General features: G+C 59.6%; 15 protein-coding genes. 3 read left to right on the top strand and 12 right to left on the bottom strand.

From position 1 onward, the window contains the following. Positions 1-90: 90 nt before the first annotated feature. Both ACPYOI_RS21680 and ACPYOI_RS21675 read left to right on the top strand, forming a co-directional pair. Positions 91-1,002, top strand: coding sequence for an SMP-30/gluconolactonase/LRE family protein (locus ACPYOI_RS21680; protein WP_481418330.1), 912 nt, complete (start codon positions 91-93; stop codon positions 1,000-1,002). A 47-nt stretch (positions 1,003-1,049) separates the two neighbouring features. Then, complete coding sequence (locus tag ACPYOI_RS21675) at positions 1,050-3,293, top strand: glycoside hydrolase family 2 protein (RefSeq protein ID WP_481418329.1); 2,244 nt, start codon at positions 1,050-1,052, stop codon at positions 3,291-3,293. Positions 3,294-3,316: 23 nt separating this feature from the next. Here ACPYOI_RS21675 and ACPYOI_RS21670 read toward each other — a convergent pair whose 3' ends face one another. The 5 genes from ACPYOI_RS21670 to ACPYOI_RS21650 all read right to left on the bottom strand — a co-directional run bounded on the left by ACPYOI_RS21670 (position 3,317) and on the right by ACPYOI_RS21650 (position 8,665). Then, positions 3,317-4,435, bottom strand: coding sequence for an ABC transporter ATP-binding protein (locus ACPYOI_RS21670; protein ID WP_168831335.1), 1,119 nt, complete (start codon positions 4,433-4,435; stop codon positions 3,317-3,319). Between the two features lie 4 nt (positions 4,436-4,439). Continuing rightward, complete coding sequence (locus ACPYOI_RS21665; protein WP_168831334.1) at positions 4,440-5,321, bottom strand: carbohydrate ABC transporter permease; 882 nt, start codon at positions 5,319-5,321, stop codon at positions 4,440-4,442. After that, the gene (locus tag ACPYOI_RS21660) at positions 5,318-6,199 is read right to left on the bottom strand and encodes a carbohydrate ABC transporter permease (RefSeq protein WP_168831333.1); all 882 of its coding nucleotides are present in this window, start codon (positions 6,197-6,199) and stop codon (positions 5,318-5,320) included. The genes ACPYOI_RS21665 and ACPYOI_RS21660 overlap by 4 nt, the downstream gene beginning before the upstream one ends. A gap of 84 nt (positions 6,200-6,283) precedes the next feature. After that, positions 6,284-7,528, bottom strand: a complete 1,245-nt coding sequence (locus tag ACPYOI_RS21655; RefSeq protein ID WP_481418328.1) for an ABC transporter substrate-binding protein — start codon at positions 7,526-7,528, stop codon at positions 6,284-6,286. A gap of 366 nt (positions 7,529-7,894) precedes the next feature. Next, positions 7,895-8,665, bottom strand: coding sequence for an endonuclease/exonuclease/phosphatase family protein (locus tag ACPYOI_RS21650; RefSeq protein WP_481418327.1), 771 nt, complete (start codon positions 8,663-8,665; stop codon positions 7,895-7,897). Positions 8,666-8,731: 66 nt separating this feature from the next. Between ACPYOI_RS21650 and ACPYOI_RS21645 the strand changes: the two genes are divergently transcribed. Next, complete coding sequence (locus ACPYOI_RS21645; protein WP_481418326.1) at positions 8,732-9,700, top strand: lysylphosphatidylglycerol synthase domain-containing protein; 969 nt, start codon at positions 8,732-8,734, stop codon at positions 9,698-9,700. Here the strand turns inward: ACPYOI_RS21645 and ACPYOI_RS21640 are convergent. From ACPYOI_RS21640 to ACPYOI_RS21610, 7 genes are all read right to left on the bottom strand, one after another. Continuing rightward, on the bottom strand, positions 9,650-11,182 hold the full coding sequence (locus tag ACPYOI_RS21640; protein WP_481423348.1) for a phospholipase D-like domain-containing protein: 1,533 nt from the start codon (positions 11,180-11,182) through the stop codon (positions 9,650-9,652). The genes ACPYOI_RS21645 and ACPYOI_RS21640 overlap by 51 nt on opposite strands. Positions 11,183-11,309: 127 nt before the next feature. Then, positions 11,310-13,034: an ABC transporter substrate-binding protein gene (locus tag ACPYOI_RS21635; RefSeq protein WP_481418324.1), complete on the bottom strand. Its 1,725-nt coding sequence runs from the start codon at positions 13,032-13,034 to the stop codon at positions 11,310-11,312. A gap of 81 nt (positions 13,035-13,115) precedes the next feature. Beyond that, positions 13,116-13,397, bottom strand: a complete 282-nt coding sequence (locus ACPYOI_RS21630; RefSeq protein ID WP_168831327.1) for a DUF2160 domain-containing protein — start codon at positions 13,395-13,397, stop codon at positions 13,116-13,118. A gap of 12 nt (positions 13,398-13,409) precedes the next feature. Continuing rightward, positions 13,410-14,234, bottom strand: coding sequence for a carbohydrate ABC transporter permease (locus ACPYOI_RS21625; RefSeq protein WP_481418323.1), 825 nt, complete (start codon positions 14,232-14,234; stop codon positions 13,410-13,412). Between the two features lie 14 nt (positions 14,235-14,248). After that, complete coding sequence (locus tag ACPYOI_RS21620; protein WP_481423347.1) at positions 14,249-15,115, bottom strand: carbohydrate ABC transporter permease; 867 nt, start codon at positions 15,113-15,115, stop codon at positions 14,249-14,251. Between the two features lie 2 nt (positions 15,116-15,117). After that, the gene (locus tag ACPYOI_RS21615) at positions 15,118-16,188 is read right to left on the bottom strand and encodes an ABC transporter ATP-binding protein (RefSeq protein ID WP_481418321.1); all 1,071 of its coding nucleotides are present in this window, start codon (positions 16,186-16,188) and stop codon (positions 15,118-15,120) included. Between the two features lie 9 nt (positions 16,189-16,197). After that, on the bottom strand, positions 16,198-17,276 hold a 1,079-nt coding region (locus ACPYOI_RS21610; protein ID WP_481423346.1), incomplete at its 5' end, for an ABC transporter ATP-binding protein.

Below are 17,276 nucleotides of genomic sequence, written 5' to 3'. Positions count from 1 at the left end.
CCAGAGCCCGGCGGATTTGACACACCGGGCTCTGGAACCCATTGCCGTTTCTGTTTACGAAATACTCAATGGTTAGGGAGGAGCCAAGCAGTGTCGGAAGATACGCTCTATGACATCCGTGATGACCGTTTCAGAAACCTGATTGCAGGCAGCGCGAGGCTGGAGGAGCTTTATACGGGCTGTCGCTGGGCGGAAGGCCCCGTCTGGTTCTCCGATCTCAATTGCCTGATCTGGAGCGATATCCCCAACGAGCGGATGCTGCGCTGGATGCCGGATGGCGGCGTTTCGGTTTTTCGCTCGCCATCGAACTACGTCAACGGCAACACCCGCGATCGCCAGGGCCGCCTCATCTCTTGCGAACACGGCGGCCGCCGCGTCACGCGTACGGAGCCCGACGGCAAGATCACCGTGCTCGCCGACAGCTACCAGGGCAAGCGCCTCAACTCGCCGAACGACGTCGTCGTGAAGTCCGACGGCTCGATCTGGTTCACGGACCCGAGCTACGGAATAAAGTCGGACTATGAGGGGCACAAGGCGGAGCAGGAACAGGATACACGCAATGTCTACCGCATCGATCCGCACAGCGGAAAAGTCGAAGCGGTGGTTACCGATTTCATCCAGCCGAACGGCCTTGCTTTTTCGCCCGACGAAAAACAGCTTTACATCGCCGACTCCGGCTCTGCCGATCATGACGTGCCGCGTCATATCCGTGTCTTCGACGTTGCCGACGGCAGGAGACTGACCAACAGCCGCTATTTTTGCTCGATCGACAACGGCATACCCGACGGCTTTCGCTTCGATATCGACGGCAATCTGTGGACTAGTGCCGCCGATGGCGTCCATTGCTTTGCGCCGGACGGCACGTTGCTCGGCAAGATCAAAGTGCCGCAGACCGTCTCCAACGTCGTCTTCGGCGGCCAGAAGAAGAACCGCCTCTTCATCACGGCGACGCAGTCGCTCTACTCGATCTATACCACGACGAATGGCGCGCAATATCCATAAGCGGCCTTGCCGGCCGAACCAATAGACATGCTTGAGAGGAGTCCGGGATGCGGTCCGTCGTCTCGTTCAATGAATCATGGAGTTTCCACGAGGGTTTCGGCCAGCGGCTGCTCGATGCCTTCGACGGCACGAGGAGCGTCAGCCTGCCGCACACTGCCGTCGAGCTGCCCTTCAACTATTTTGACGAGACGCTTTATCAGCGCGCTTTTACCTATCAGAAGATCTTGCGCTGGCTTCCGGAATTCGAAGGACGCGAGGTATCGATCGTCTTCGACGGCGCCATGGCAGACAGCGTCGTCTATCTGAACGGCGAACGGATCGTTGCTCACAAGGACGGTTACACGCCATTCGAGGCCCGCCTCACAGGCAAGCTCCTCCCAGGCGACAATCTGATCACTGTGAAGATCGACGGCAGCGAGAACCCGGCTATCCCGCCCTTTGGCGGCCGCATCGATTATCTCACCTATGCCGGCATCTATCGCGACGCCTGGCTCAAAGTCACCGGCGCGGTTTCGATCAGCAACATCAAGATCGAAACCGCAAACGTACTTTCCGACGCCAAATCAGTCAGCGTCCGCTGCCATCTCGCCAATCCGCAGAGTTCCGGCTTTATCGGTGCCGTCACCGGTTCGTTGAAGGATAGCTCCGGCACCGTGATTGCGACCGCATCCGCCGATACGACGGGCGAAGATGTGACGCTTTCCTTCGAAAACCTGACGGACATTCTGCTCTGGGATATCTCCAGCCCCACTCTTTACGAAATCGTCGTTGACCTGAAGACCAGCCATGGCTCGGACAGGCTGTCTTCGCATTTCGGATTCCGTACCGCCGAGTTCACGCCGGAGGGCTTTCTGCTCAACGGTGCACCGCTGAAGCTGCGTGGCCTGAACCGCCATCAGTCATTTCCCTATGTCGGCTATGCCGCCGGACGCTCGGCGCAGGAGCGCGACGCCGACATCATGAAGTCGGTGCTGAAGTGCAATATCGTCCGCACCTCGCACTACCCGCAGTCGAAATGGTTCCTGGATCAGTGCGATCGCATCGGTTTGCTGGTCTTCGAAGAAATCCCCGGCTGGCAGCACATCGGCGATCTCGAATGGCAAAAGGAATCGATCCAGAACGTTCGCCGCATGATCGAACGCGACTGGAACCATCCTTCGATCGTCATCTGGGGCGTGCGCATCAACGAGTCGCTGGACAGTCACGACTTCTACACCGAAACCAACCGTCTTGCCCGCGAACTTGACCCGACACGCGAGACCGGCGGCGTCCGCTACCTCACGGACAGCGAGCTGCTCGAAGACGTTTACACGATGAACGACTTCATCCTCGGCAACGAGGAATTGCCCGGCGCCAATCGACCGCGCACGGCGCTTCGCAGCCAGCAGGAAAATACCGGTCTCGATCGCAAAGTGCCGTACCTCATCACCGAGTTCAACGGCCACATGCACCCGACCAAGATCTACGATCAGGAGGCGCGTCAGGCCGAGCACGTCCGGCGGCACCTCGAAGTGCTGAACGCCGCCTATGGCGACCCCGACATTTCAGGCGCGATCGGCTGGTGCATGTTCGACTACAATACCCACAAGGACTTCGGCTCCGGCGACCGCATCTGCTATCACGGCGTGCTCGACATGTTCCGCGAGCCGAAATTCGCTGCCTACGTCTATTCCAGCCAGTGCGATCCGTCCGACGAGATCATCATGAAGCCCGTAACCTTCTGGGCGCGCGGGGAGCGCAATATCGGCGGCGTTCTGCCGCTGATCATCCTTACCAACTGCGATGAAGTCGAATTGAGATACGGCTCGCTTACAAAGCGCATTGGCCCGGATCGCGAAAACTATCCGCACCTGCCGCATCCGCCCGTCGTGCTGGATCATCGCCATTTTACGGCGGATGAACTTGGCACATGGGGTCTTGAGTGGCTCGACGGCGAATTCACGGGGTATATCGATGGTCAGCCGGTCGCCAGGCTGCGGCTTGCCGCCGATCCGCTGCCGATGACGCTCGAAGTGGTGGCCGATAGCACCTCGTTGAAAGCCCGCGAACGCGACACAACGCGGGTGGTCATCCGAGCCTTGGATCAGTACGGCCAGCGCCTGCCCTTCCTGCACGACAACGTCGCGCTGCACGTCGACGGTCCTGCCAGGATCGTCGGTCGTTCCATCGTTCCCCTGCAGGGCGGTACGGCCGGCTTCTGGCTGGAGGCGACCGGGCTTATGGGTAGCATCACGGTCGAGGCAATCTCCTCCCGTTTCTCACCGGTCACCTTGCAGGTAACGGCCGTCTGATAGAGCCTTCAAGGCTCTCGACGTTACGCGATCCGGAGCTGGCTTTCCGGATCGAAGAAAACCGCCTTGTCGAGATTGAAGGCAAGGCGCGTGCTCTGCCCGGGCTGAATGCCGGCATCGGCACGCAGCCGCGCGACGACCGACTTGCCGCCGAGTTTCGTCACGGCAAAAGTGTCCGAGCCCGCCGGTTCGACGACCTCGATCGGGCAATCGCCCTCCGCCAGCGACTTCGCCTTGCGGTCTGCGCCGTCGGGATCGGTCAGGGCTTCCGGGCGAATGCCGAAGATGACCTTCTTGCCGGCATAGGAGGTCAGGCTGTTGTTGCCGGCAGGAACCGGGAGCTTCAGCGCCGCGGCATTCGGCCGGTCGAGCGAGACCTGCAGCCCCCCGGTGTCGGAACTTTCCAGTGTCGCGTTCAGGAGATTCATGGCTGGCGATCCCATGAAGTCAGCCACGAAAATATTGGCCGGCCTGTTGTAGATCTCGGCTGGCGTGCCGAATTGCTGCAGCACGCCATCCTTCAGCACGGCGATCTTCGTCGCGAGCGTCATCGCCTCGATCTGATCGTGCGTGACATAGACGATCGTCGTCTTCATGCGCTGGTGCAGCCGCTTGATCTCCGTGCGCATGTCGACGCGCAGCTTCGCGTCGAGGTTGGACAGCGGCTCGTCAAAGAGGAAGACCTGCGGGTGGCGCACCAGCGCGCGCCCCATTGCGACGCGCTGTCGCTGGCCGCCGGAAAGCTGGCTTGGCTTGCGGTCGAGCAGATGACCGATCTGCAGCATATCCGCCACTTCCTTGATGGCCCTTTCGCGCTCTTCCTTCGGCACTTTGCGGATTTCCATGCCGAAGGCGATATTCCCGGCAACCGTCATGTTCGGGTAGAGCGCGTAGGACTGGAACACCATCGCAATGTCGCGCTGCGATGGTGCGAGCCCCTCAACCGAGCGGCCGTTGATCGCAATGTCGCCGGACGTGATCGGTTCGAGGCCAGCGATTGCGTTCAGCAGCGTGGACTTGCCGCAACCGGACGGGCCGACCAGCACCAGGAAGCCGCCCTTTTCGATTTCGATATTGATGTCCTTCAGGATCTCGATAGAGCCGTAGGATTTGCGCAGGTTGGAGATCTTGAGAAACGACATGAGGCTATCCCTTGACTGCGCCCGACATCAGGCCGCGCACGAAATAGCGGCCGGAGACGATGTAGACGACGAGTGTCGGCAAGGCGGCGAGGATCGCGCCCGCGAAGTGAACATTGTATTCCTTGACGCCGGTGGATGACGACACGAGATTGTTGAGAGCCACCGTCATCGGCGTCGAATAGGGTCCGGAAAACGACGCGCCGAACAGGAAGTCGTTCCAGATATTGGTGAACTGCCAGATGACGGACACCACGATGATCGGCGCCGAGGACGGCAGCAGGATGCGCCGGAAAATCTGGAAGAAGGTGGCGCCGTCGATCTGCGCCGCGCGCACGAGTTCGGTCGGGAACGCTTCATAGTAGTTGCGGAAATAAAGCGTTGTGAAGCCAAGGCCGTATATCACGTGCACCATGATGAGACCCCAGATCGACCCGGCCAAACCAAGTATGCCAAGGATGCGGGCCATCGGGATGAGCACGATCTGGAACGGAATGAAACAGGAGAGCAATAGCATCCCGAAGAAGATGTTCGAACCCGGGAAGCGCCATTTCGTCAGCACATAGCCGTTCAGCGCGCCCATGATCGTCGAGATCGCCACCGCCGGGATGACCATGAGGATCGAGTTGATGAAGAAGGGCCTGAGCCCCGTCGGCTGCACGCCGACCTGTGCCGTCGACCACGCGGATATCCACGGCTCGATGGTCCAGACCTGCGGCAGGTTCAGCATGCCGCCCTGCCGGATTTCATCCAGCGGCTTGAAGGAATTGACCACCATCACATAAAGCGGCAGCAGGAAATAGACGACGAAGAAGATCAGCGCCGCATAGATCAAAGCCCGGGTCAGCCGGTTGTGCGACATCACGTTCTGCGGGTTTGGCGTGCTCATCGGCTGCTGCCTCCGCGGATTTCCGAATAGAGATAGGGAATGATGATCGAGAAGATCATGGCCAGCATGATAATCGCCGACGATGCGCCGATGCCCATCGAATTGCGGGTGAAGGTATAGGAATACATGAAGGTCGCGGGAAGCTCCGTCGCCTGCCCCGGCCCCCCGCCGGTCAGCGCGATGATCAAGTCATAGGCCTTGATCGCCAGATGCGCGAGCACGACGAAGGCCGAAAGAAACACGGGCCGCATCAGCGGAATGATGATCCTCCGGTAGATCGTCACGGTCGAGGCGCCGTCAACCTGGGCTGCCTTGATCATCTCGTTGTCGACACCGCGAAGGCCGGCGAGAAACATCGCCATGACAAAGCCGGACGACTGCCACACGGCCGCGATCACCACGCAGTAGATGGCGTAGTTGCGATCCTTGATCCAGTTGAATGAGAAGCTTTCCCAGCCCCAGAGATGCATCGTGTTCTCAAGGCCGATACCGGGATCCAGGAACCATTTCCATGCCGTCCCGGTGACGATGAAAGAGATCGCCATCGGATAGAGATAAATCGGCCGGATCAATCCTTCCCCGCGAATCTTCTGATCAAGCAGGATCGCAAGGAACAACCCAAGCACCGAGCAGATGATGATGTAGAGAGATGCGAAGATCGCGAGATTGCTGATCGCGAGCCACCAGTGCGGCAACGCCCAGAGCCTCTGGTAGTTGATGAGGCCCACGAGATTGTAGGACGGCAGCATCTTGCTGTCGGTCAGCGACAGAAAGCCGGTATAGGCGATGAAGCCATAGACGAAGATCAGGACGATGAGGAAACTTGGCGCGAGCACCAGTTTCGGCAATATCTCCTGCAATCGGTTGCGACTGTACATGGTCTGGCGTTACCGTCGAGGTGGTCTGTCCGGAAGAGGCCCGGAGCAGTACCGCTCCGGGCCATGAGGGCCTATTTTGGCCTGTTACTTCGCAGCAGCGACGGCGGCCGGCAGTTCCTTGATCGCTTCATCCGGCGTCAGTTCGCCGTTGTACACGCGGTTGACGACGTCATAGACCGCGTTCTTCACTGCCGCCGGTGCACCGTAACCGTTCGACATGGAGCCCATCAACGTGCCCTTGTCGCTGGCTTCCTTGAGGTCTGCGATTGCCTTTTTGCCACAAGCGTCGAAGTCCGTATTCGGGACGTCGGTGCGTGCAGGAGCCGACCCCTTGACAACATTGAAGGCGGACTGGAACGTCGGGCTTTCGATGGCGGATGCCATCTGCAGCTGTGCGGGCACCTTGTCCTGTGCAATTTTGAACATCGCAAACATGTCGGAGTTAAACGTTACGCTCCCTTGGGTGCCGGGGAAGCGCATGCAGACGAAATCGGTGCCGGGGACCTTCTTGGCCTTTATGAATTCGCCCTTTGCCCAGTCGCCCATCATCTGCATACCGGCCTTGCCCTCGATAACCATGGCAGAATCGAGGTTCCACTCGCGGCCGGAGAAGTTGTCGTCGACATAGGACCGCAGCTTGGTCAGGCGGGTAAAGGCTTCCTTCATCTTGTCGCTGCCCAACGCGGCAGGATCGAGATCGTTAAAGGCTTGTTTGTAGAAATCGTTGCCCAGCGAAAGAACGACGGAGTCGAACATCGTTGTCGCGTTCCAGGCGTTGCCGCCGCCAACTATCGGGACAATCCCCTGAGCCTTGAATTTGTCGAGCAGTGCAATCAGCTCATCCCAGTTCGCCGGCTCCTTGCCGCCGGCCTTGTCGAGCGCGGCCTTGTTGATCCAGATCCAGTTGGTGGAGTGAACGTTGACCGGCGCGGCGATCCAATGGCCGTCATATTTGGAGAAATTCTGCAGCGCCGCCGGAATGACCTTGTCCCAGCCTTCCTTGGCGGCAGTATCGTCGAGATTGCCCAGCGCGCCTTCCTTGGCCCAGTCGACGATGTCAAAACCGAGCATCTGCACGGCCGTCGGGGCGTTGCCTGATGTAACGCGGGCGCGCAGAACGGTCATCGCTTCGGAGCCGCCGCCGCCGGCGACCGGCATGTCGGTCCAGCCGATGCCTTTCGTTTCCAGATCCTTTTTCAGCACGTTAAGAGCCGCGGCTTCACCGCCGGATGTCCACCAGTGCAGAACTTCGACGTTTTCGGCTGCGTAAGCTGCCGTACCCGCCATCATAACGGCAGCAACAGCTGCCGAGCCCAAAAACTTGCGCATGATATCCTCCCGTTCGCAAGTCAGCGGCGAGACCCTCCTCGTCCGCCGTGATGTCTCCCGCAGTTGAAGCGGCAAACATGCCCCGCAACTCCCATCGCGGTTGATAATTTAAAACGATATAAAAGCAGCGGCGTCAAGTCTTTCTCGCGATGCAAGAAAAATCAAATGCCATGCTAAGTCATTGAAAAACTTTTACTCACTCAAAACTGCAGCATAAAACTCGTTTCCCTGCGAGAGGACGGAAGAAGGTAGCGTTTCACGGGTGTGATTTTTGGCTGGCGAGGCGCTCGGATGCACGTTCGCATGCATCAAACCATCAGCATGCCGGAACCCAGTTTCCGCAGAGACCTCGCATCGATTTTCCGATCACCTGAGCGCTGGACCCGGCAAGACGCTGACCAACAGGGGGAGATGGTCGGAGGCACGGCGCGCGAGCGGTGTCGTCGGCACAGTCGCGGATGTCACACCAAGTCCATCGGATACAAAAATATGATCGATGCGCAGAACCGGCAACCGCGAAGGGTAGGTCGCGCGCGGACGCCGGGCGGCGAGCAGATGTGCATCGCGGAAATGGCGTGCGAGCATTTTGTAGGCCGGCGATGACGGAATGGCATTGAGGTCGCCACAGATGATCGCTGGCGCAGCTCGGAAGTTGGCACTTCCGATCCATTCCTCGCCGAGCAGCGCCGTCGCCTGCCGCGCCCGATCAACGCGGCGCAGACCAAGATGCGTATTCAATAGGTTCAAATGGGCTCCGGCCAGGTCGACTTGCACCCATATCGCTCCGCGCATCTCGCCAACGGAGGGCAGCGGTCCGGCTTTGATCAGCCGGGTGGGAAGGGCTGTCAAAATGGCATCGCCGTATTTCTCTTCCTCGACATGCAGCGCCGGATGAAAGTGGGCTTCCATCTTCAAGAGTGAGGCGATCATATGGGCTTGGTCGACGCCGCCAGTGCGTTTGCGGCCAACATCCAGCTCCTGCAGGGCAATGATATCAGCGCCCGTTTCCGCGATCACATCGGCGATCCGCGTCGGCTCGATTCGCCTGTCCGTACCGATGCAGCTATGCACATTGTAGGTCAGGATTTTCAGTTCGCCGCCAGCTTGCTCCGGCAAGACAGAAGAGAATGTGCTCATGTCCGGGGGAACTTGCTTTCGGCCTGTTTCGTTCCATCCGCGGAACTCCAACGAAACGGGACATGCATGTCTGCAAAGCGAGCGCTCATCAATGCAACCCTCGTTCTCGGCCTCCTGCTGGCCGCTTACCTGCTCTACAGGGTCTTCAGCCGCTACACGCTGAGCGAAGTCGTGGAATCGATCCGCGCGATACCCGGCCTCCGCCTTATCGCGGGCCTTGGCTTTGCAGCCGCTTCCTATGTCTGCCTTACCGGCTTTGACTGGCTGGCGCTCCGCTACGCTGGAAAACCGCTGCCCTATCCGAAAGCCGCCCTCGCCTCCTTCACCAGTCTCTCGATCGGGCATAACCTTGGTTTCGCAGCGCTGAGCAGCGGCGCTGTCCGCTACCGTTTCTATTCGCGGGCGGGCTTGAATGCCGAAGAGATCGCCAAGGTCATCCTGTTTTGCGGCCTGACCGTGGGTATCGGCCTATCGGCGCTCGCCGGCCTCGCTTTGCTCTTCAACCCGCAGGACGCTGCAAACCTCCTCAAACTCAACCCGGCCGGACTGTTCAGCCTCGGCCTCGCCTGTCTCGGTCTTCCCGCTCTCTACCTCGTGCTTTCCGCGACCCTCCGCGCACCGCTGCATCTGTGGAAGTGGAGCTTTGAAATGCCAAGCCTGAAGATCGCGTTTGGCCAGGTCTTCATCGGCACGCTGAACTTCATCTTCGTCGCAGCCTGCCTGCATCAGATGCTGGCGGCCCAGGGAAACGTAAGCTTCGTCCAGACGGCGACGGCCTATGTGCTTGCCAATATCGCGGTCCTCTTCACGCACGTGCCGGGAGGCCTGGGCGTCCTCGAAACAACAATAAGCCACATCCTGCCCGGGGCCGCTTCAATCGGCGCTCTGGTCGCCTTCAGGATGATCTATTTCCTGCTTCCATTGTTGATCGGCCTTCCGGTCTTCGCGATCAGCGAGGTCGTGTTCCGGAAACGGCGGAAGGTGTCAGAAGATGGCGCTGATCAGCCGGCCGATGCGCAGACGCAGCTTCTGTAGCAGCCAGTAGGGCCGGCGGGGGTCAACGAGGGCAGTCCCGATCATCGGCGATGTCTGGCCTCGGAAGACATCGACCGAAAAATGGCGGAGACCCCGCTTGCGGAAATTCAGTGCTTCCAGGGTAGCGAGCAGCGAGCACTTCGCGGTTTCCATGTCGCGCACCGCCTCGAGCGTGGCATCGAGATGCTCGGCGATCAGCCGGTGCCGAAGCGCCGCTATTGCCTGTCGGTGAATGTCGCTCTCGGCCTCGATTGCCAGGTCACATTCCGTATCAAGCCCCTCCGAACGGTTGTTGAGATTGGACGAGCCGATTCGAATGAAATGATCGTCGACAATGACCACCTTGGAATGAATGATGACCTCCTGCTCGCCATCCTGCCCGTCCGGCACTACGGGGTACATCACGCGCAAGCGGTCATGCCGGTCGATGCGTTTGAGCCTGCGGATCAACCGGTCGCGGTTGTTGCCCATTGTCAGCTTTTCGATAAGGCCGTGCGAGCTCTTCGTGACCAGAACGGCAATCTCCGGGCCATCAGCCTCTCTGAGGCGTTTCGCAATCGCCCGGGCTACGCCAAAAGAGGCGAGATATTGCGTCTCGATATAGATGTATTTCCTCGCTGCATTTATGGCATCGCGTGTCAGGCGGAAGGCTTCGAAGCGCCCGCGTTTGCCAATCAGTCCCGGCTCTGTGAGTGCAATGGCTGCCTTCACATGCTCCATTTCCGGGGGGATCGCAGGCGGCCATGGCACTGCTTCCTCGGGAGAGTCTGCGATCGCCTCACCGGTTGCCTGTTTCCATCGCCGCCGGCACACCTCGCCGATCAGTCGTGCCGCTTCGCCGGAAATCATCGCCTGCATATCGTGCACGGGACCGTAAGGTACCCCGTCGGGCGTCCTACGATGCGGGTTGTCGACGCGATGGTCCGGCTCGTCCCAGCGCCGCGCTGTCAGATCTATGCCGCCAAGGAAGCCGACGCTGTCATCGACGGAAACCAGCTTTTGATGGTGGCAGCCGCGCAACGGGTGCCGCAAGTCGAAACGCAGATTGATCTGAGGGTGTGCAGAAAGGTCGCTTTCCTTGAAGAGCTTCAGTGTCTTGCCGGAATACATCGGCCCCATGCCCCAGACCAAAATCCGGATCTGCAGCGAGGGGTTGTCGTCCGCAAGTTCCAGCAGGAGATCACGAAGTGTCTGTGAGCTTGCATATGGTCTCAACCGGATATCGGGATCAAAATCCCAGCCGATGATCCAGATCGAATGTCTTGCCTGACGCACGGCCTGATCGAGCGCCGCGAAATAAGCTGCGCCGTCGACCAGAAAGGCCGCCTTGTCCGCCTTGCCCACACGCCAGGCGTTTCGGCCCTGGCTGACGATACCGTCCGGTACGGTGGGGGGAACTGCGCGGCGGCGAGCGACCGTGGTAATGTAATCAATTGCTTTGGCTGACCTGCGGTTATCGGATATGGCTCGAAAATCGGTCATTTTCTATCCAGCACAATCGAATTGGATGCGCTGAATAACTCCGCAGTCACTGGACTTGTTCCCCTGCGGTACAAAGCTTGTGACGCGGGCCGGAAGCCTCGTTTCCTCCGGCCCGCTCCGATGACGATCAGTTCGACTGCCAGCTCTTGACCAGTTCGTCGTAGTTGACCGTGATCGGCTTCTCTTTTTCGTTCTCGACCTTCAACTGCGGAGCGAGATTGCCTTTTCCGGCGGCATCCTTGTTCCAGTATTCGAGATCGTGCTCTTCGGCGAGCTTCGGACCAATGTCGCCTTGGACCGTTGCTCGTTCCAGGCGCTGCAGCACCTTTTCCTGCTCGGAGCAAAGCGAATCCATCGCTTCCTGCGGCGTCTGAGCCCCAGTTGCCGCCTCACCGATCGCCTGCCACCAGAGCTGGGCGAGCTTCGGGTAGTCAGGCACGTTCGTGCCGGTTGGCGACCACTGCACGCGAGCCGGCGAGCGGTAGAACTCGATCAGACCACCGAGCTTTGGCGCACGTTCGGTGAAGCTCTTGTCGCGGATCGTGGACTCGCGGATGAAGGTGAGGCCGACATGGCTCTTCTTCACGTCCACGGTCTTCGAGGTCACGAACTGCGCATAGAGCCAAGCCGCCTTGGCGCGATCGTCAGGCGTCGACTTCATCAGCGTCCATGAACCCACGTCCTGATAGCCGAGTTTCATGCCGTCCTTCCAGTAGACGCCGTGCGGGCTCGGCGCCATGCGCCATTTCGGCGAGCCGTCCTCATTCACCACCGGCAGGCCGGGAGCGACCATGTTGGCGGTAAAGGCGGTGTACCAGAAGATCTGCTGGGCGACGTTGCCCTGGGCCGGCACGGGGCCTGATTCAGAGAAGGTCATGCCCTGTGCTTCCGGCGGAGCATAGGCCTTCAGCCAATCGAGATATTTTTGGAGCGAATAGACCGCCGCCGGGCCGTTGGTGTCACCGCCGCGCGCCACGCACGAGCCGACCGGCCGCGAGTTTTCGTCGACCTTGATACCCCATTCGTCGACCGGCAGACCGTTCGGGATGCCCTTGTCGCCGTTGCCGGCCATGGAGAGCCAGGCGTCGGTGAAGCGCCATCCGAGCGACGGGTCCTTCTTGCCGTAGTCCATGTGGCCATAGACCTTCTTGCCGTCGATCTCGCGGCCGGTGAAGAACTCGGCGATGTCCTCATAGGCAGACCAGTTGACCGGAACGCCGAGATCGTAGCCGTACTTAGCCTTGAAGTCGGCCTTGTTCTTTTCGTCGTTGAACCAGTCGTATCGGAACCAGTAGAGGTTCGCGAACTGCTGGTCCGGCAGCTGGTACAGCTCCTTGTCCGGAGCCGTCGTAAAGCTGGTGCCAATGAAGTCGGCGAGGTCGAGGCCGGGGTTGGTGACGTCCTTGCCCTCGTTCGCCATCCAGTCGGTCAGGCTACGCGCCTGCAGGTAGCGCCAATGGGTACCGATCAGGTCGGAATCATTGACATAGGCGTCGTAGATGTTCTCTCCCGACTGCATCTGCGTCTGCAGTTTCTCGATCACGTCGCCTTCGCCGATGATGTCATGGCTAATCTTGATGCCCGTTATGGCGCTGAATGCCGGCGCCAGCACTTTCTGTTCATAGCTGTGGGTTGCGATGGGCTCGGAGACCACCTTGATTTCCATCCCGGCGAAAGGCTTCGCCGCATCGATGAACCACTGCATTTCCTTTTCCTGATCGGCGCGGGAAAGCGTCGAGAGATCCCCGATTTCCTTGTCCAGAAAGGCTTTCGCCTCATCCATCCCCGCGTAGGCGGAGCCGGCCATGGCCAGCAAAATGCCTGCTGTTGTCGCTAATAGATGCCTTCGCATAATATCCTCCCAGAGTTTGCGATTGCATTTGCACGTCTCAGGCGGCCAGACCTACCCCCGGCCATCTGTATCTCCTTGCCGTCACACGTAGCGGAACACGCCGAGGGCGTAGACTACGGAGAGGGCAAGAGCCCACCACAGGTTAGGCCCCACAAGGCCCAGCCATGCGAGATGAATGAATGCGGCGCCGAGCAGCGAGACGAAGAGGCGGTCCCCGCGCGTCGTCTCGAAACGCAGGATGCCGACCCGCGGGGAGCCTCCCGGCGCAAAATATTCCCAGATGCTCATGCCGATCAGCAGCAACAGGATCGTCAGAAAGAACAGCGCTGTCGGCAACGTCCACGCCATCCAGGAAAAGTTCATATCCAGCTCCCCTCAAACGCGCCCAAGCGCGAAACCCTTGGCGATGTAGTTCCGGACGAAATAAATGACGAGCGCACCCGGCACGATCGTCAGCACGCCGGCCGCCGCCAGAACACCCCAATCCATGCCGGCCGCGGAAACGGTGCGGGTCATGATCGCCGAAATCGGCTTTGCGGCCGTCGTCGTCAGCGTGCGGGCAAGCAACAGTTCGACCCATGAAAACATGAAGCAGAAGAAAGCGGCGACGCCGATGCCGCTCGCAATCAGCGGCATGAAGATCTTCACGAAGAAGCGCGGGAACGAATACCCATCGATATAGGCCGTCTCGTCGATTTCCTTCGGCACGCCCGACATGAAGCCTTCAAGGATCCAGACCGCCAGCGGCACATTGAAAAGGCAGTGCGCCAGGGCAACCGCGATATGCGTGTCGATGAGGCCGAAGGCCGAATAGAGCTGGAAGAAGGGAAGCGCGAAGACTGCCGGCGGAGCCATCCTGTTTGTCAGCAGCCAGAAGAACAGATGCTTGTCGCCGAGGAAGCGGTATCGCGAGAAAGCATAGGCCGCCGGAAGCGCCGCCAGCACCGATATCACCGTGTTCATCACGACATAGATGATGGAATTGATGTAACCTCTGTACCAGGATGGATCGGTAAAGATCACCGCGTAGTTCCGCAGCGTCGGGTTCAGCGGCCAGAGCGAGAAGGTGCCGGTGATCTCGGCGTTCTCCTTGAAGCTCATGTTGATCAGCCAGTAGATCGGCAGCAGCAGAAAGAGGATGTAGAGCGTCGAGACGATCCAGGAGAAGTTGCCGGCAGGTTTGTATTTCTTGGCTTTCATGTTCCCCTCCCTTCTCACGAATTTGCGTCGCTGCTGGTCATCACCGTGTAGAAGATCCACGAGAGGAGCAGGATAATCAGGAAGTAGATAATCGACATCGCGGCGGCAGGCCCGAGGTCGAACTGGCCGACCGCGATCTTCACGAGATCGATCGAGAGGAATGTCGTGGAATTGCCGGGGCCACCGCCGGTGACGACGAAGGGTTCGGTATAAATCATGAAGCTGTCCATGAAGCGCAGCAGCACGGCAATCAGCAGCACGCGTTTCATCTTCGGGAGCTGGATATAGCGGAAGACCGACCAGCGCGAGGCGCCGTCAATCTTCGCCGCCTGGTAATAGGCCTCCGGGATCGAAACGAGACCAGCATAGCAGAGCAGGACGACGAGGCTCGTCCAGTGCCAGATATCCATGACGATGATCGTAATCCACGCGTCGATGGGATCGCGGACATAGTTGTAGTCGAGTCCCATCGCTTCCAGCGTGTGGCCGAGCAAGCCGATGTCCACACGGCCAAAGACCTGCCAGATCGTGCCGACCACGTTCCACGGGATGAGCAGCGGAAGCGCCATCAGCACCAGGCAGATCGGAACACCGATGCCCTTTTTCGGCATGTTGAGCGCGATGAAGACGCCGAGCGGGATTTGAAGCATCAGGATGATGAAGGAAAACAGCAGGTTTCGCTGCAGCGCCGCCCAGAAGCGGTCAGAATGAAGTGTTTGCACGAACCAGTCGGTTCCCGCCCAGAAGAACTCGTTGTTACCGAACGTGTCCTGAACGGAGTAATTGACCACCGTCATCAGCGGAATGACGGCGGAAAATGCGACCAGCAGCAATACCGGCAGGACGAGAAACCACGCCTTGTTGTTCCAGGTCTTTTCCACGGTCAGCCCTCCCTGCCGACACGCCATGAATCGGCGTAGATGCTGATGGCGTCCGGATCGAAGCTGACCCGCGCGTCCGCCGGGATTTCCGCATCCTCCGGCACGACGATCGCGATCGGCTGATCGGCAAATCGGGCGCGAACGATCTTCTGCCTGCCGATATCCTCGACTTTTGAGATCGCGACGGGCATGCCCTGCCGTCCGAGGCGGATGAATTCGGGGCGGATGCCAAGTTCGGTTTTGGCCGCCCCATTCGTCTTAGGCGCGTAGCTGAGATTGAGCGTCTCGCTGCCGACCTTGACTTGATTGCCCGTGACTTTAGCCGGCATGAGGTTCATGCCCGGCGAGCCGATGAAATAACCGACGAAAGTGTGGCTCGGACGCTCAAAGAGCTCGGCCGGGGTGCCGATCTGCACAATCTCTCCTTCGTACATGACGACGACCTTCTCGGCGAAGGTCAGCGCTTCCGTTTGATCGTGCGTCACGTACACCATCGTGAAGCCGAACTGCTTGTGCAGCCGCTTCAACTGCGACCGCAGCACCCATTTCATGTGCGGATCGATGACGGTCAGCGGTTCGTCGAAAAGGATCGCATTGACGTCGTTTCGCACCAGACCGCGGCCAAGCGAGATCTTCTGCTTCTGATCCGCCGTCAGCCCGCGGGCCTTGCGCTTGGCCCAATCGGCGAGGTCGATCATCTCGAGCGTTTCGCGAACGCGGCGGTCGACTTCCTGTTCGGGAACACCGCGGTTGCGAAGCGGAAAGGCAAGATTGTCATAAACCGTCATCGTGTCGTAGATGACGGGAAACTGGAAAACCTGCGCAATGTTGCGGGCCTGCGTCGAAAGCATGGTCACGTCCACGCCGTCGAATAGGATGCGTCCGTGCGATGGCTGCAGCAGGCCGGAGATGATATTGAGGAGCGTCGTCTTTCCGCATCCCGATGGTCCGAGAAGCGCATAGGCGCCGCCGTCGGTCCATTCGTGATCGACTTCCTTCAGGGCATAGTCGTTGTCCGTCTTCGGGTTCGGCCCGTAGGCATGACGGATGTGATCGAGCGTAATCCGTGCCATTTTACCCCCCTATGCCGCCAGCCGCGCGGCAGCGATGGCGCGGCCGTCTTCGCCGAAGGCCAGCAGATGACGCGTGTCCAGAAACACGTCGAGATCCGTGTCCGGCTCGATGTCGTGAATGCCATGCTCCAGCATCACCCAGCGCACCCCGCCGTAGTCCAGATGCACGAAGCTTTCGGAGCCGGTAATTTCCGAGACCTGAGTTTTGGCGCGTAGCCTGGGCGCGTCCGCAGTCTGCGGCGTCAAGGAAAGATGATGAGGGTGAAACGCGATGGTGACCGGACCGTCTCCAATCGTCGCGAGGTGCGCCGGCACGGGAATGCCAATCTGGCCGTTGTGCTGAAAGCTCGCGCCGGCCTTGGACACGGAGATGAAGTTCAGCGGCGGGTCGGCGAAGGTCTTGGCTGTCACCAGATCGGTCGGCCGTCGATAGACGGAGATTGTCGGACCGAATTGCGTGATGCGTCCCTGATGCAGGGTGGCAGTGTTGCCTCCGAGCAGCAATGCCTCCGAAGGCTCCGTCGTCGCATAGATGAAGATCGCGCCCGACTGGGAGAATATCTTTGGCAGCTCCTGGCGCAGCTCCTCGCGAAGCTTGTAATCGAGATTGGCGAGCGGCTCGTCGAGAAGCACTAGGTCCGCATTCTTGACAAGGGCGCGCGCAAGCGCCGTTCGCTGCTGCTGCCCGCCTGAAAGATTGAGCGGAGTGCGCTCAAGATAGGGCGTCAGCTTCAGGAGCTCCGCCGCCTTGCGCACTTCCACGTCGATCGTCTTCGCGTCCCGGCCGGAGATCCGCAACGGCGAGGCGATATTCTCATAGACCGACAATGCGGGGTAATTGATGAACTGCTGATAGACCATTGCGACGTTGCGCTTCTGCACCGGCACGCCGGTTACATCAACGCCATCGAAATGGATGGAGCCGCTGGTGGGCCGATCGAGCCCGGCCATGAGACGCATCAGCGACGTCTTGCCGGAGAGTGTCGGCCCCAGCAGGACGTTCAGCGTACCGCGTTCAAGTGTCAGATCGGTCGGGTAGATATGGTATTCACCCCCCACCGTCTTGGTGGTATTGCGCAGTTCAAGCA

Source organism: Rhizobium sp. SVR5-2C (genome assembly GCF_056755115.1).
The sequence above is the reverse complement of the archived record's forward strand: the minus strand, read 5'-3'. Positions and strand labels throughout refer to the sequence as shown.

What these genes read in the sequence shown, in the direction of transcription:
- ACPYOI_RS21675 (WP_481418329.1), top strand. Translation starts at nt 1,050, where the DNA reads ATGCGGTCCGTCGTCTCGTTCAATGAATCATGGAGTTTCCACGAGGGT.
- ACPYOI_RS21670 (WP_168831335.1), bottom strand. Translation starts at nt 4,435, where the DNA reads ATGTCGTTTCTCAAGATCTCCAACCTGCGCAAATCCTACGGCTCTATC.
- ACPYOI_RS21665 (WP_168831334.1), bottom strand. Translation starts at nt 5,321, where the DNA reads ATGAGCACGCCAAACCCGCAGAACGTGATGTCGCACAACCGGCTGACC.
- ACPYOI_RS21660 (WP_168831333.1), bottom strand. Translation starts at nt 6,199, where the DNA reads ATGTACAGTCGCAACCGATTGCAGGAGATATTGCCGAAACTGGTGCTC.
- ACPYOI_RS21655 (WP_481418328.1), bottom strand. Translation starts at nt 7,528, where the DNA reads ATGCGCAAGTTTTTGGGCTCGGCAGCTGTTGCTGCCGTTATGATGGCG.
- ACPYOI_RS21650 (WP_481418327.1), bottom strand. Translation starts at nt 8,665, where the DNA reads ATGAGCACATTCTCTTCTGTCTTGCCGGAGCAAGCTGGCGGCGAACTG.
- ACPYOI_RS21645 (WP_481418326.1), top strand. Translation starts at nt 8,732, where the DNA reads ATGTCTGCAAAGCGAGCGCTCATCAATGCAACCCTCGTTCTCGGCCTC.
- ACPYOI_RS21640 (WP_481423348.1), bottom strand. Translation starts at nt 11,182, where the DNA reads ATGACCGATTTTCGAGCCATATCCGATAACCGCAGGTCAGCCAAAGCA.
- ACPYOI_RS21635 (WP_481418324.1), bottom strand. Translation starts at nt 13,034, where the DNA reads ATGCGAAGGCATCTATTAGCGACAACAGCAGGCATTTTGCTGGCCATG.
- ACPYOI_RS21630 (WP_168831327.1), bottom strand. Translation starts at nt 13,397, where the DNA reads ATGAACTTTTCCTGGATGGCGTGGACGTTGCCGACAGCGCTGTTCTTT.
- ACPYOI_RS21625 (WP_481418323.1), bottom strand. Translation starts at nt 14,234, where the DNA reads ATGAAAGCCAAGAAATACAAACCTGCCGGCAACTTCTCCTGGATCGTC.
- ACPYOI_RS21615 (WP_481418321.1), bottom strand. Translation starts at nt 16,188, where the DNA reads ATGGCACGGATTACGCTCGATCACATCCGTCATGCCTACGGGCCGAAC.